The sequence below is a fragment of the Corynebacterium sp. HMSC056F09 genome (genome assembly GCF_001815785.1).
GTDB classification, from domain to species: domain Bacteria; phylum Actinomycetota; class Actinomycetes; order Mycobacteriales; family Mycobacteriaceae; genus Corynebacterium; species Corynebacterium hiratae.
The window spans coordinates 112,023-125,497 of record NZ_KV821948.1; the positions used below are offsets into that span (position 1 = coordinate 112,023).

At 64.8% G+C, this 13,475-nt stretch carries 11 protein-coding genes and 1 pseudogene; 2 read left to right on the plus strand and 10 right to left on the minus strand.

Features of this window, described 5'->3' with window-relative positions; all coding sequences use genetic code 11:
• Positions 1–90: 90 nt before the first annotated feature.
• The 4 genes from HMPREF3056_RS09455 to eccCa form a co-directional block, all read right to left on the minus strand.
• The gene (locus HMPREF3056_RS09455; RefSeq protein WP_046648439.1) at positions 91–378 is read right to left on the minus strand and encodes a WXG100 family type VII secretion target; all 288 of its coding nucleotides are present in this window, start codon (positions 376–378) and stop codon (positions 91–93) included.
• 71 nt (positions 379–449) lie between these two features.
• Positions 450–767, minus strand: coding sequence for a WXG100 family type VII secretion target (locus HMPREF3056_RS09460; RefSeq protein WP_046648440.1), 318 nt, complete (start codon positions 765–767; stop codon positions 450–452).
• Positions 768–944: 177 nt separating this feature from the next.
• Positions 945–2,057 (minus strand): type VII secretion-associated protein, encoded by a 1,113-nt coding sequence (locus HMPREF3056_RS09465; protein WP_070754640.1) that lies wholly within the window; start codon positions 2,055–2,057, stop codon positions 945–947.
• A complete protein-coding gene (gene eccCa, locus HMPREF3056_RS09470) occupies positions 2,054–5,776 on the minus strand; it encodes a type VII secretion protein EccCa (protein ID WP_246822505.1) in 3,723 nt (1,240 codons plus the stop codon). Before eccCa ends, HMPREF3056_RS09465 begins: the two co-directional genes overlap by 4 nt.
• A 129-nt stretch (positions 5,777–5,905) precedes the next feature.
• Here eccCa and eccD point away from each other — a divergent pair, with 129 nt between their 5' ends.
• Together eccD and HMPREF3056_RS13105 are read left to right on the plus strand one after the other, a co-directional pair.
• Complete coding sequence (eccD, locus tag HMPREF3056_RS09475; RefSeq protein WP_070754642.1) at positions 5,906–7,237, plus strand: type VII secretion integral membrane protein EccD; 1,332 nt, start codon at positions 5,906–5,908, stop codon at positions 7,235–7,237.
• Positions 7,234–8,202 (plus strand): annotated as a pseudogene (locus HMPREF3056_RS13105) (S8 family serine peptidase); the annotation flags it as partial. The gene eccD and the pseudogene HMPREF3056_RS13105, both read left to right, overlap by 4 nt.
• A gap of 184 nt (positions 8,203–8,386) precedes the next feature.
• Here HMPREF3056_RS13105 and eccB read toward each other — a convergent pair.
• The 6 genes from eccB to rpsK all read right to left on the minus strand — a co-directional run bounded on the left by eccB (position 8,387) and on the right by rpsK (position 13,474).
• Complete coding sequence (eccB, locus tag HMPREF3056_RS09480; protein ID WP_070545917.1) at positions 8,387–9,646, minus strand: type VII secretion protein EccB; 1,260 nt, start codon at positions 9,644–9,646, stop codon at positions 8,387–8,389.
• Between the two features lie 53 nt (positions 9,647–9,699).
• Complete coding sequence (truA, locus tag HMPREF3056_RS09485) at positions 9,700–10,560, minus strand: tRNA pseudouridine(38-40) synthase TruA (RefSeq protein WP_070754643.1); 861 nt, start codon at positions 10,558–10,560, stop codon at positions 9,700–9,702.
• A 223-nt stretch (positions 10,561–10,783) separates the two neighbouring features.
• Positions 10,784–11,284 carry a 50S ribosomal protein L17 gene (rplQ, locus tag HMPREF3056_RS09490; protein ID WP_046648456.1) on the minus strand — a complete coding sequence of 167 codons (501 nt, stop codon included), beginning with the start codon at positions 11,282–11,284 and terminating at the stop codon, positions 10,784–10,786.
• A gap of 78 nt (positions 11,285–11,362) precedes the next feature.
• Complete coding sequence (locus HMPREF3056_RS09495) at positions 11,363–12,373, minus strand: DNA-directed RNA polymerase subunit alpha (protein WP_070754644.1); 1,011 nt, start codon at positions 12,371–12,373, stop codon at positions 11,363–11,365.
• Between the two features lie 69 nt (positions 12,374–12,442).
• Positions 12,443–13,048 carry a 30S ribosomal protein S4 gene (gene rpsD, locus HMPREF3056_RS09500; protein ID WP_010189536.1) on the minus strand — a complete coding sequence of 202 codons (606 nt, stop codon included), beginning with the start codon at positions 13,046–13,048 and terminating at the stop codon, positions 12,443–12,445.
• A gap of 21 nt (positions 13,049–13,069) precedes the next feature.
• Positions 13,070–13,474, minus strand: coding sequence for a 30S ribosomal protein S11 (gene rpsK / locus HMPREF3056_RS09505; protein WP_010189540.1), 405 nt, complete (start codon positions 13,472–13,474; stop codon positions 13,070–13,072).
• Between the last annotated feature and the right edge of the window lies 1 nt (position 13,475).

The following is a 13,475-nucleotide window of genomic DNA, read 5'->3' on the forward strand; positions in this document are numbered from 1 at the left end:
CTTCCTCCACGCCACCCACCGCTCATGGTTGTGAATGGTGATGGAAGACTGCGCCCATACTCCTAGCGAAAGACCCGCAGTCGAGACGGTTTAGCCCCAGCTAGCGGCGGCGCGGCGGTTGACGTCACTCATATTGTCATTGCCCTGGGACACCGTGGTGGAGATGGTCGCTAGCACCGTGTTGAGCTCGGCGGCAGCTTTATCCCACTTGGCCTGCGCCGCGTTATATGCGGCGGCGCTTTCTCCCTCCCATGTCGATACCATCGGCTGCAGGGTGGCCTTAAGGTCACCGAGGAGCCCGTTGATGCGGCCGGAGGTGGAGTTGATGTCGGCGGCGGCACCAGCGATGGCGCCAAACTGATACTTAATTCCAGACATTGCGTGTTCCTTATCTTCTGTGTGCTCGTGTGTGGTTCAGTGCGTACGGCTATAGGAGGCTGCGGCTCTGTTTAAAGGGCCAGGCCCGCGCCGCCGACGTTGTCGAAGGACTGGGCGTTATCTGCCTCAACCGAATCAAAGTTTCGGGCATTGTCCCTGATGTTGTCGCTGATGGCGGTCAGTGCCTCACGCAGCTGCTGTGCGGAGGAGTTGTAGCGCTGCATCAGGTTGTCAAAGGAAACCTGCGCGCGGCCTGCCCAGCTGGCGCGGACGGAGTCCACAACTCCCTGCAGACGGGTGAGCTCACCCTGTACCTCGTCATTGGTGGAGTCGACGCGGCCGGCGGTGGCCACCATTACGTCGGCTTCTGTGCGGAACGTTTGAGTCATTGTTCTCTCCCTTTCTTTGTTCCCTACCTGGGGCATGCCCTTTTACTACGGGGCCTGATGTGTGTTTCTTTCCCCCCGAGAAGCACCCTGTGTCCTTCTCACCCTTATTGGACTGAGTTAGTGGCGCATCGGTTCCCACCGGTTTCAAAGTTTTTAATTTTTCTGGCTTGCCGCTGCTTAGTCCTTCTTAACCAGCGATTCCGCCGCCATTCGGCACGCTGCCTTCTGCACCACGTTGGGCTCGAACTTGGTGTGGCAGCCCACGGACATCTGGTGGCCTTTGTCCTCCCACATCATCCAGGTCACCCGCGAGCCATCGCCGGGGTCTTCGGTATAGGTCAGCCGCCCGGACTCCTCTACCGGATCACGGAGGGCGGGATCGGATTCGATCTGCTCCTTGATCTCCGCAAAAAGGACGTCAACGGGCACGTTGAAAAGCGGATCTGCAGCGACAAGGATCCGCAGGTTGGGATCCTCACCGGCCGCGGTAACGAGCCCATCTTCCACGCTGGTACGAAAACCCTGTGGCAAGACCAAGGACATCCCTTCCACGTCGATGGCTTGTTGGCCCGGACGCAGCTGCGCACTGCCGGTATCCCCGGGCGAGCCTTGCGTCCCGCCCTCCTCAGTCGGCGCGTCCGAGCTCTGGGTCGGGGTCGTACCCGGCGAATGGGCAGCACTGGAAGTACTTACCGCCGTCTGGTGTGGTGTCGCGGCTGCTAAGGCTGCGTCTTTGCGTCCCACGGCCCACCAGGACACCCCGGCCACGACGAGCACCATGACCGCAATGGCGATATAGAAGGGGTCGATGCCTCCCACGAGCGCAGAAAGGCGGTGTGGTGTCGCGCGATGGGAGCGTCGCGCGCGCGTGGCTCGCGGCCGCTCAGCTGTCACGGTATCTGCATGGCCCTCGTCGTGCCCGTCCACAACCGCCCTTGTAAGAGTCGGTGTTTGTTCCACCACGGGCGGCGATGGTTCTGTTTCCACTACCGTCGCGCCCGCGCCGGTCAGTTGGCGGCGCAGGATGCTCACTGCCTCGTCAGTGATGTCCGTACCGGATGGATCCGCTACCACCTCGGCGCTTACCTCCGGCCACTCCGCCCCGCAGACCTTTTCTGCCTGGTCAAGGACGGCGTCGAGCGCCCAGCCTTCGGCGATACCAGTGCCGGGTAAGTCGTAGCGGTAGATCGTCTCCGGCCCCTCATAGATCGTGGCGGCGTCGAGCACCGTGATAACGAGTGTGGTCTCTGGCGTAGTCGACGGTGTGCGCAGTGCATGAGTCGCGGTCATTGGTTATCTCCCTTGCTGGATGTGGTGTGTGGTGGTTCTTCTGGTGTGTCGGTGTCCGGCACATACACCTGTGCCAGGCCTTGGGGTGCCCCACGCACGACCCATTGGCCGCGGCCGGGCGGCAGCGCTACTGGTTTGATGCCGAAGATGGCGCCTTCGTCGCGGTCGGCGTCGAGAAGCAGCAGTGCTGGCTGCAGGTCGCGCACTGCCGAGAGGAACTGCCCAAACAGCGCGCGCCCGATTCCTCCTGATTTGCGCGCGAGCACTAGGTGCAGGCCCACATCGCGGGCGTGCGGGAGAATCTCCACAAGTGGTGCCAGGGCAATGTCGCTGACCAAGTCGAGATCATCGATGACAAGGTAAATATCCGGCCCCTCCCACCAGCTCCGCGCGGCCAACTGCGCGGGAGTGACCTCGGGGCCGGGGAGGCGCTGCTCTAAGGTGCGGACGGTATCGAGGATGGCCTGGGTGGCTGCGCTTGCCGACGCCCCGTAGACCGCCACCATCTCCTCATCCAGCGTCCCCAAATGTGCCCGGCGCTCATCGATAACCACGAGGCGGGCTTCCTCCCGGTTCAGTTGGCTGATACCGGCGAGAATCACGCTGAGGAACTGCGACTTACCGGAACCTTGAGAACCAATGCACACGAGGTGGGGCTGCGTGGTCGGATCCCACGTCAGAAGGTCCAGGTCCGGCCCGCCAATTCCCCAGGCCACCCCGGCCGGTGGGCTGCCTACCGGTTGTGGAAGCTCGGTGAGCAGGGCGGGCAGCATCTTCAACGGCGGGACCGGCTGGGCGTCCGCATGCACTCCGCAGATATGAGCGATATCCTGCGGGGACGTCGCAGCGAAGAGCAGGTTCTCCCCCGCCAGCGTGATGCCCCGACCGGGCGCTGCCGGGAGTTTTTGTTGTGCTTTGCGGTCAATGAGGGAATCCATGGCTTCACCCAGACGCAGCTCGAGGCGCGCCGCGATAAGGTCCCGGATTGACGGCCGCAGGCTGGTCCACCGCGCCGCCGCGATCAGGACGTGAACGTGGGAAGACGCACCATCTGCGACCAGCTGGGTAATCGGCTCGGCGAGATCTTCAAAATCCGCCCCAGAGGTGCCAATGTGGTGCCAGCCATCCACAATCAGGAAGGTGTGGCGGGATTCCGGGCGACGCACGAGGCCAGCGACTTCGTCGACGATGCGCCGTACCTTCTCCGGTTCCTCGCGGCCGGCCACCCCGGCCACGTGGGGCAGCCGCTCCAGAACCTGCAGTTGTCCGCCACCCAAGTCGATGACATAAAAGCGCACCTGATCCGGCGAGTGCCGCAGGGCCATCCCGGAGGCGATACTGCGCAGCGCCATTGACTTGCCCGACTGCGGCCCACCGCACAGCGCCAGGTGCCCGCCACCCGTCGTGAAGTCCACGGTGAGCGGGTCTTGGCGCTGGTGATAGGGGCGGTCGATAAGCCCCACCTCGGCGCACAGCCCGCCGCCCGCACCGGGCGGTTCTACCTGCACAGCGGCGACACTGGACAGCTCCACCACGGCCGGCAAGGGCGGCAGCCAGATTCGCCGCGCTGACTGGCCACGCCCGGCGGCTTCGTCCCGGGCAGCAGCCACCACGGTGTCCAGGAGGGTGCTCGAGGAATCCACGAGTACCGCATAGTCCACGTCCTCTACCGCAGCGCGGTGCCCGGTGAAAAGCTCCAGGCGCGCCGTGTGCTGTGCGGAAGCATCATCTTCTAGGGCTACCCGGCGCGTCACTGGGCCGGATACATAGGAGGCCTGGAGCCGTGTGGGGGCATCGGCATCCGTCTTGAGGTAGCCGGATCCCGGCTGGGCGGGGAGGTGGTAGGCGTCGGGCACACCGAGGACCTGGCGGGACTCCCCGGCGGAGAATGTCTTCAGGCCAATGCGGTAGGACAGGTGCGAATCCAATCCCCGTAGGCGCCCTTCTTCCAGGCGCTGGGATGCCAGCAGCAGGTGCACGTGCAGTGAGCGGCCGAGCCTTCCTACTGCGACGAAGAGCTCCGCGAAGTCCGGGTGCTGGCCCAACAGTTCCGAGAACTCGTCCACCACGATGACCAGCGCCGGCAGCGGCCCGTGCTCCGCCACCGCGGCAGCGGAAGCATTGAACTCGCCCACATTGGCAAAGTTGCCGGCCTTGCGCAGCAGCTCCTGGCGGCGGTTCATCTCCCCGGAGATGGCATCGTACATGCGCTCCACCAGGGTAGATTCCTCCTCCAGGTTGGTAATCACGGCGGAGGTGTGCGGCAGCTCCTCGCAGCCGAGAAAGGTCGCGCCACCTTTGAAGTCCACAAGCACGAGGTTGAGCTCCTCCGGGCTATGCGTGGCGGCTAGGGCCACGACGAGCGTCCTGAGCAGCTCCGATTTTCCGCTGCCCGTGGCACCGATGCACAGCCCATGCGGGCCCATGCCGCCCTGCGCCGACTCCTTCAGGTCGAGCACCACCGCTTGCCCGGACTCGTCCACACCGATAGGCACGCGCAGGCGTTCGGCCGGGCTGCGGCCATGCCACATGCCGGAGGCCTGCAGCGCATCCACGTCCCGGTAGCCCAGCAGCACAGGGAGGTCTGCATCGCGACCGTGCCGTGGCGTTGCCGGAGCATCGCCGCCGAAGGGGCGATGATAGGGCGCAAGCGTGCGGGCGTGGAGGAGGGCCGTGGAAACGTCGATAAGCGCGCAGCTGCCCAGCTCCTCCTCCCCCGCGGCGGTAACCACGGACAGCGCGCCTTCCGCCCGCAGGTAAATGCCTTCGTCCTCCGCACGGCGGCCCAGCAGCGAATGAGGTGTGACACCCACGGCGATGGTGGTCGTCGGGGCGTCCCCCGGCGCTCCCTCTTTGTCCAGTACACCGCGATGCCGGTGGTCCTCCTCCACGACGCGGATACGAAACTGAGCGCTCTCCGGATCCCTCGAGTGCGGCAGCCACTTCAGCCACTCCCAGCTCTCCCCGTGGTACTCAATGCCCACGGTTTCCGGGCCATGCAGTACCGCCAGGTGCAACAGCAGCGCGCGGGCCATACCGTGCGCATCCGCACCGGCCAGCCCCACGATAGGGAAGGCTTGGAGCTGGATGACCACCGGCATATCCGCCAGCGTTCCCACCGCGCGCACGGTCTGGCGCAGGCTCACCGCACACACTGGGTCGAGGTCTTCCGCGGCACCCGAATCTGGAACATTGATCGGCGTGCACAGTGCCATCGGCCCGGTGCCCACCCGCACCTCCAGCGCATCCGGGGCATCCGCATCCCGCTCCCAGAGGCGCGACGTCGGAATCAACGCGCCGAGCTGCCCAGGCGCCGGATTGCGGTGTTCCTCATGCGCGCGCTGCGCCGCCGCGCGCTCCAGCGCCTCCTCGCGCAGCGCCTTGAGGTGACGCAGGTACGTCCGGCGAGTTTCGTCCGGATCCTGCCCGCCTCCCTGCGGGTTGAACATCATCGCCATGCTGGCCAGCATCATGAGCGGGAACATGAGACTCATGGGGCTTATCCGGCGCGCATCACCCGCGCCGAGAACCATGAGCGCCACCATGCCCACCATGGCCGCGATCATGACCAGCGGCATAAGCAGGCGAACCAACGGAACGGGCTGGGCACGGGCCGCCTCCGGCACGGCCTCGGCATCAATGCTGCCTTGCGGCAGTGGTGGCGCTGGTTCCCGATATGACGACAGCCCGGTGTCAACGACGCGTGTAGGTACGCGCATGTCAAAGTCCTTCCCCCCGAAGTACTCCACCGCCTCCTTAAGCGGTGGACAGCGTGCCACCAGTAAGCCACAATGTGAGGCAATGGGCAAGGGGTTGCCCAGAAATTTTTCTCGGGGGAGGTATTTTCCATGACTCGCGCACTCGCGCATTCTGTCCGCGTCACCGTCCGTATCCACGCAGGCCAGACCCGCAAAGAAGCGGATATCTCACTGCCGCTTTCTTCCAGTCTCGGGGAGGTGCTGGGGGAGCTGCTCGTGCTTGTCGACGTTCCCCCAGCACCCATCCTGTGGCGCGCCACTACCGCGGCGGGCAAGACCATATCGATGACCACGCCACTGGATCGCACCAGCGTAGAAGAAGGCTCCGTGCTGGTGCTTAGCCCGGATGCACCGGCGCCGGCACCCATCGTGCGCGACGCCGCGGAAGCATTAGCCGCCGATGTCTCCGCCACGCAGCTTTCTGGCCTGGCTGGGCTGTGGGGTGTGGCGGGCCTTATCGCCGGCGGTGGGCTCCTTGCCGCAACACTGTCCCCCACGGTCGGCTGCGCCGCCACTGCACTCCTCGCCCTCGTTCTTGCGGTATGGACGCGGCGAGGATCTCTGCTCGCCACCGCGCACGTCGCCGCGGGGCTGGCGGGCGGGTTAGCCACTGGCGCAGCATTTGTCGCTGGACCTGCAGGTACCGCGGTGTCGGCGGCACCCGTCGTGGGGGCCGCGACCGCCGTCGGTGCGACGGCGGTGCTCTCCCACCTGGTACGCATCGGCGGGCTGCGGGACCGGGCTACTGCCGCGACGTGGTGCCTGCTCGTGCTCGTCGGCCTCCTCGGCCCCGCCCCGCTCCTCGCCGCCACCGTGGGCCTGTTGGCGGGCGCTCCCCTGCTGACCACGCGGCTGGCGGGTTTGCGCGTGCCGCAGCTTCCCACCGCCGGGCAAGACTTAAGCATCTCGGACGAGGTACCCACCGATAACGCGCTCGCTGCCCGGCGCGCCGGGCAGGCCTACGAGGGCATCGCGGTGGGCTGCGCGGTGGCGGGTGCCCCTGCCCTGCTCCTCGTCGCATTGAACGCCAACGCGGCGGCAACCCAGGGGGCCTCCCAAGCGCTATGTGTAAGTATCGCTGGCGGGGTCATCGTGCATGCAGCACGCCATGCCCGGCCCATTGCTGCGTGGGCACTGGGAATCTATGGCCTCGCCGCTGCTAGTGCCTCGGTGGCTGTGCCACTACACGAGTGGCAGCGGCTTTCTGCGCCAACCACGGAAACATGGGTGCTCAGCGTCGTCGCGGGGCTCATCGTTGTGGCCATGCTGTCAGTACCGGTGTGGGCAGGCAAGCTACGGCAGATTGAGCCGACCACCATCGTGTGGTTCGAGCGCGCCGAAGCCCTCGCACTGGCTGCGTGTTTGCCGCTCGCCGCACACCTGGCTGGGCTCTTCGAGTTCATTAGGGGGCTGGGCTCATGATAGCTCTAATTAGAATCGGCGCCGCCAGCGCTGCTCTTGGCGCTGGTCTGGCGTGGGGGTCCTGTGTGTTGCCCGGGCCGGTAGCTGCTGCCCGCGAGCCAGACACCGCGTGCGCGGAGGCTACCCTCGCCGCGGCAGGGCCGCAGCCTTCCGCGCAATACTCGGACTATCGCGCGCGGCTGCATTCTTTTGCCACGGGTGCCGGGGTGAAGGTCGCGGTCATCGACACCGGAGTGGCCGCGCACCCCCAGCTGCGCGTGACACCGGGAGCGGACTTCGTAACCCCAGACGAGCCCGACCCGCTGCGAGACTGTGACCTGCACGGCACGGTGGTGGCCGGGGTCATCGCAGGAAGAGAGCTCGGCGTGGCCCCGGATGCGGAAATCTACGCCATCCGGCAAACCAGTTCGCATTTCAGGCAACCGGCGCCGGATAACTCGGCAGGGGCCGATGGTTCAGCGGAGGAAGACCACGGTTCCGGAACGCTGGCCAGCCTGGCTGCTGCCATCGAGGATGCCGTGAACGCGGGAGCTCAGGTCATCAACGTCTCCGTCGTGTCCTGCGTCCCGCCGGATGCCGCCTCACGGGTGGATCGATCGGGCTTGGACGCAGCGCTGCAGCGCGCGGAGGACGCTGGGGCGGTGGTGGTGGCGGCGTCGGGAAACGCGACATCCGGTGGCTGTGAACAAGGTGATGTGGTCTTCCCCGCCGTGGCGGATACTGTCCTCGCGGTTGGCGCCCTAGCCACCCCGTACGACCTTGCGGATTACTCCATCGCTGCACCTCTCAGCGCAGAGGGCAACGTACCACTCGCCTTGGAACCCGGCGGCGGCTGGGCCAGTGCCAAGGGGGATACCCTCTTTCAAGGCACGTCTTTCGCCGCGCCCCTGGTCAGCGGAACGCTCGCTCTGCTGGTGCAGCGCTACCCCGACGAGTCCCCGGCGCAGCTGCGCCAACGCGTCATCGATTCCGCCGAGCCCGGCCACGGGGTGGTCGATCCCCTCACCGCGGTGACCTTTCGTCCTGCGGCCGAAACCCGCGAGGAGCGTTCCTTTGCGGTGACACCACTGACAGCACCGGCCGCCCAAGGCTGGCCTATGGTGCGCCTACTCCTCGGGGCCCTGGGGTTCCTCGTCCTCGTGGCTGTTATCAGTGCTCATTCTTTAAGGCCTCCGCGCGGCTCAAGGCAGAACCTTCCGGCAGCAGACGCAGAATCTCCCACGGCACCTGCTCCGGTTCCCCCAGGCCCAGCGCGTTTAGCTCCCCGGCGCTAGCCAGCTCGTGGCGCCTGCCGGTGGCAGAGACCACGTGATAACCATGCCCGCTGTCTACGCCCACGCCCGCCCGCAGACCGGCGAAACGCTGCGCCGCCGAATCACCCGGCAAGTCCACGGTGGCTGACACCGGGCGCGTCATACCGGCTCCATGCTGGTGCGTCGCGCACAACCAGCCCTGCTCAGGAGACAGGAAGTCCATGCGGGTAGCCGGGAGGTTGAAGGTCGGTGGGACGTCGCCAAGCGCGGCTACCTCCTGCGACTGTGCCGGCAAACGCTGCGCGCCCATGCCGACGAGCATCTCCGCCTGGGTGGGAGTGATGGCGAAAACGCCCTGCTCCGTTCGCGCCCACAGCTGTTCGCCGGTATCCAGAATCTCTGGTGGCGCGGCTGGGAAACTCAGCGGCTCCAGTTCGGCGAAGGCATTGAGTAACTCCGCGGGCACGCTCCACACCGCCGTCTCCGCGGTCATCCCCAAGGCGCGGCGCAGTACCCTGCCTTGCGTGCTCGTGGCCTCGGGCAACACGACGCGCCCTTGGCCGGTGAGCAACCACTGCGTGCCCTCGGATTCCGCCACGGCGGCATGCTCTTCGTCGAACCCGGGAACGGCGTGGTGCGCCACCACGGTCACGGTGCCGACGCGACTGCTGGACTGCCAGTTCTCCCCTTGGGTGGATTCCTCCAGGCAGGCTGACCAGCTTGGCTCCTCCCCTGTCGCAGCGGCAAGGAGGTCCGGGGCATCGGCAATCCCCAGCGGTGTGCCTAAGCTTATCTGGTCTAGAAAGCTATCCCCGGCCGCATGTGGCTCCACCGCTTCGTTGGCAATGAGCCGGGCCGACGCCAGGTTAGCCACCGGGTGGTAGGTGCCATTGACCAGTGCTAAAAGCTGTCCCTCCGCAGAGCGGACCACGGGCGCATCCCCGGGTTGCGGATCCGGTTGCATCCACGCAATGAGCCCCGAACCGAGGCTAAGGAATGCGACTGCGGCTACTCCACCGAGCAGTGCGCGCCGGCGCCGTTTCAGCGGATCATGGATCATCCTGATATCGCCGAAAACTAGGCCGTGCTCGAGCCGGCGCAACAAGAACTTGTGGCCCGATACCTGGGCCTTGGTAGTAGGCAACGCGCGTGCCATGAGAATCCTCCCCGAATCAGTGCACCACCCTCCCTGGTGCAGTGGGGTCTAGATTAACCCAACTCCGTGTCCTCCGCAGCACGACGGCTGCGGGTCATCTTCGCGCGCGCAGCCAATTGGTCTGCGTCGGGATAGTCCACGCCAACCAGGCTCAGCCCCGCGGCCGGGGCGAGGGGAATCTGGGAGGATCTGCTGGTTTCCTGAAGCATCTGGGCCGCGAACTCCACCTCTCGGGAACCTTCGCCTACCCGCAGACAGCATCCCACGAGGCAGCGCACCATGGACCAACAGAAGGCATCGGCGCTAACGTGTGCCTCATAGAGCTGCGGTTCTGCGGGCGTCGACACGTCCTGCCACTCGAAGGCGAGCAACTCGCGGATGGTAGTGGCGTGCGGCTTGGCCTTGCAGAAGGCCACGAAATCGTTGAGACCCACCAACTGGTCGGCGGCGGCCTGCATTAGGTCCAGGTCCACCGGCTTGAGCCACGTTGCGGTGTCCCGAGCGCGGGTCGGCAGCGCGCCGCGCGGATGAGTGGTGATGCGGTAGACGTAATGGCGGCGCAGGGCGGAAAAACGTGCGTCGAAATCGTGCGACACCTCGGTGCAGGCGTGCACGCGGACGTCGACCGGCAGCAGCTTGGCCAAGCGCCGGACCAGTTTGGCGGGATCGCCATCAATGCTGCGCTGACTTAGTGCGGCGTGGGTGGTGTCAAAGTGCGCCACCTGACCGCTGGCATGCACGCCCGCGTCGGTGCGCCCAGCCACCGTGAGCTCCACCGGGTGGCGCAAGACCATGGCCAGCTTCTCCTCGATGGTCTGCTGCACCGTGCGAAGGTCGTCCTTTTGACGGGCCCACCCGTGGAAGTCAGTGCCGTCATAGGCCAAGTCCAGTCGCAGGCGAACGCTTTCACTCATGGGGGTTGATGATACCGTGCGCTCGATCTGCCGTGGGGACTACGTCGATGGTCCGTTTTAACAAATAGTGGCCTGAAAAGTGCAATTCTTGGACCCTTATTTGTTAAAACGGTACTTCATCCAGAGCACGGCTCCCCTCTCTGCGCCGTGGCGCGGAGAAAACGACAAAGGCCCGCGCCCCACCGCAGTGGTGAGCGCGGGCCTTGCCTAGACCTCAGAAGAATTACTTCTCCTCGGTGGTCTCCTCAGCCTCAGCCTCAGCCTCGGTAGCCTCAGCGGACTCAGCCTCAGCCTCTTCAGCCTTAGCTTCCTCAGCCTGCTTGGAAGCAGCAGCGCGAGTAGCGCGGTTTGCCTCGGAGGTCACGGTCTCCTCGAGAACGAGGGAGATCTGGGACATCGGAGCGTTGTCGCCGGAGCGGTTGTCCAGCTTGATGATGCGGGTGTAGCCACCCTCACGGTTCTCGAACTTCGGTGCCAGCTCGTCGAAGAGGTAGGCAACAACATCCTTGTGCGGGATGAGCTTGAGAACTGCGCGACGGTCAGCAACGGTGCCGGCCTTCGCCTTGGTGATGATCTTCTCAGCGTAAGGGCGAAGCAGCTTCGCCTTAGCGTCGGTGGTCTTGATTGCGCCGTGCTCGAACAGGCTCGCTGCCATGTTGCTCAGCAGGTGCTTCTGCTGGCTAGCGGAGCCGCCGAGACGCGGACCCTTCTTGGGGGTAGGCATTATGTACTCCTCGTGTGCGGATTAATTGAGCGCGCGACGGGGCGCGGTTGCCGCGCCGTCACGATTCAGTGGAATTCTTTACTCGGAATCGTCGGAAGCCGGGTCCTTGAAGTCGCCGGTCTCTGCGTCGTAGCCTTCGAGCTGGGTCGGGTCGAAGTCCTCAGGGGTGTCCTTGAGGGCCAAGCCCAGGTTAGCCAGCTTGATCTTTACCTCGTTGATCGACTTCTGACCGAAGTTGCGGATATCCAGCAGGTCCGATTCGGTGCACTCAGCGAGCTCACCGACGGTGTGGATCTCCTGGCGCTTCAGGCAGTTGTAGGAGCGGACGGAGAAGTTCAGATCCTCGATCGGCATGCTGTAGGCGGCGATGTACTCCGTCTCCTGCGGGGACGGGCCAATCTCAATGCCCTCAGCAGCGGTGTTCAGCTCGCGAGCCAGGCCGAAGAGCTCGACCAGGGTGCCGCCGGCGGAAGCCAGGGCGTCGCGTGCGGAAATCGAGTTCTTAGTCTCGACGTCGATGATCAGCTTGTCAAAGTCAGTGCGCTGCTCAACACGAGTAGCTTCGACCTTGTAAGAGACGTTCAGCACCGGGGAGTAAATCTGGTCGACCGGAATGCGGCCGATTTCTCCCGAGGTGGCGGCAGCCGGGACGTAGCCACGGCCGCGCTCGACGACGAGTTCCATCTCCAGCTTGGCGGACTCATTCAGCGATGCGATGTGCAGATCCGAGTTGTGGATCTCCACGCCGGCCGGCGGCTGGATATCGCCTGCAGTGACCTCACCCGGGCCTTCCTTGCTCAGGTACATGACCACCGGCTCGTCGGAGTCGGAAGACAGAACCAGACCCTTGACGTTAAGGATGATTTCGGAAACGTCTTCCTTCACACCATTGATGGTGGTGAACTCGTGGAGCACACCGTCAATCTTGATGGAGGTTACTGCCGCGCCCGGGATGGACGAAAGCAGCGTGCGACGAAGCGAGTTACCGAGGGTGTAACCGAAGCCCGGCTCGAGCGGCTCGATAACGAACTTAGAGCGAGACGAGTCGATGAATTCCTCGGTGAGCTGAGGACGCTGGGAAATAAGCATGGAGTTTCTCCTTGTCGGCGCCCGCTATTTGACGCCGGTAGAAGGGGTAAAGATGAAAGTGTCGAAGGATTACTTCGAGTAAAGCTCGACGATGAGCTGCTCCTGCAGCGGAACGTCGATCTGAGCGCGCTCGGGCAGCTGGTGCACGAGGATGCGCAGGGTGTCCGGAACGACCTGCAGCCACGCCGGAACGTTGGCGTCAACCAGGCGGTCCTGAGCCTCTTCGAACCATTCCATCTTCTGGGAACGCTCACGAACATCGATGATGTCATACTGCGTAACGCGGAAGGACGGAACGTTGATCTTCTTGCCGTTCACGGTGAAGTGACCGTGGGAGACAAGCTGGCGAGCCTGGCGGCGGGTGTTGGCCAGACCTGCGCGGTAGATCACGTTGTCGAGACGGGACTCGAGCAGAACGACGAGGTTGTCACCGGTCTTGCCCGGGAGACGGTTAGCCTCGGCGTAGTAGCGGCGGAACTGACGCTCCAGCACACCGTAGGTGTACTTGGCCTTCTGCTTCTCCTGGAGCTGCAGCAGGTACTCAGATTCCTTGATGCGGTTGCGGCCAGCCTGTCCCGGAGGGTACGGGCGACGCTCAAATGCCATGTCGCCGCCGACCAGGTCGACGCGCAGACGGCGGGATACGCGGGTAGCGGGGCCAGTATAACGAGCCATTTTCTTACCTCTTCCTTTCCCTTAAACCTTGCGGCGCTTGGTCGGACGGCAGCCGTTGTGCGGCTGTGGGGTGGCATCCGTGATCGAGGAAACCTCGAGGCCTGCAGCCTGCAGGGAACGGATGGCGGTCTCGCGGCCGGAGCCCGGACCCTTGACGAAAACGTCAACCTTCTTCATACCGTGGTCCATGGCCTTGCGGGCCGCGTTCTCAGCAGCCATCTGCGCTGCGAACGGGGTGGACTTACGGGAACCCTTGAAGCCGACGTGGCCGGAGGATGCCCAGGAGATGACAGCACCGTGCGGGTCCGTGATGGACACGATGGTGTTGTTGAAGGTGGACTTGATGTATGCGTGGCCAGCGGCCACGTTCTTCTTTACGACGCGACGACCACCACGGCGCGCGCCGGAACGAGTCTTGGGTGGCATG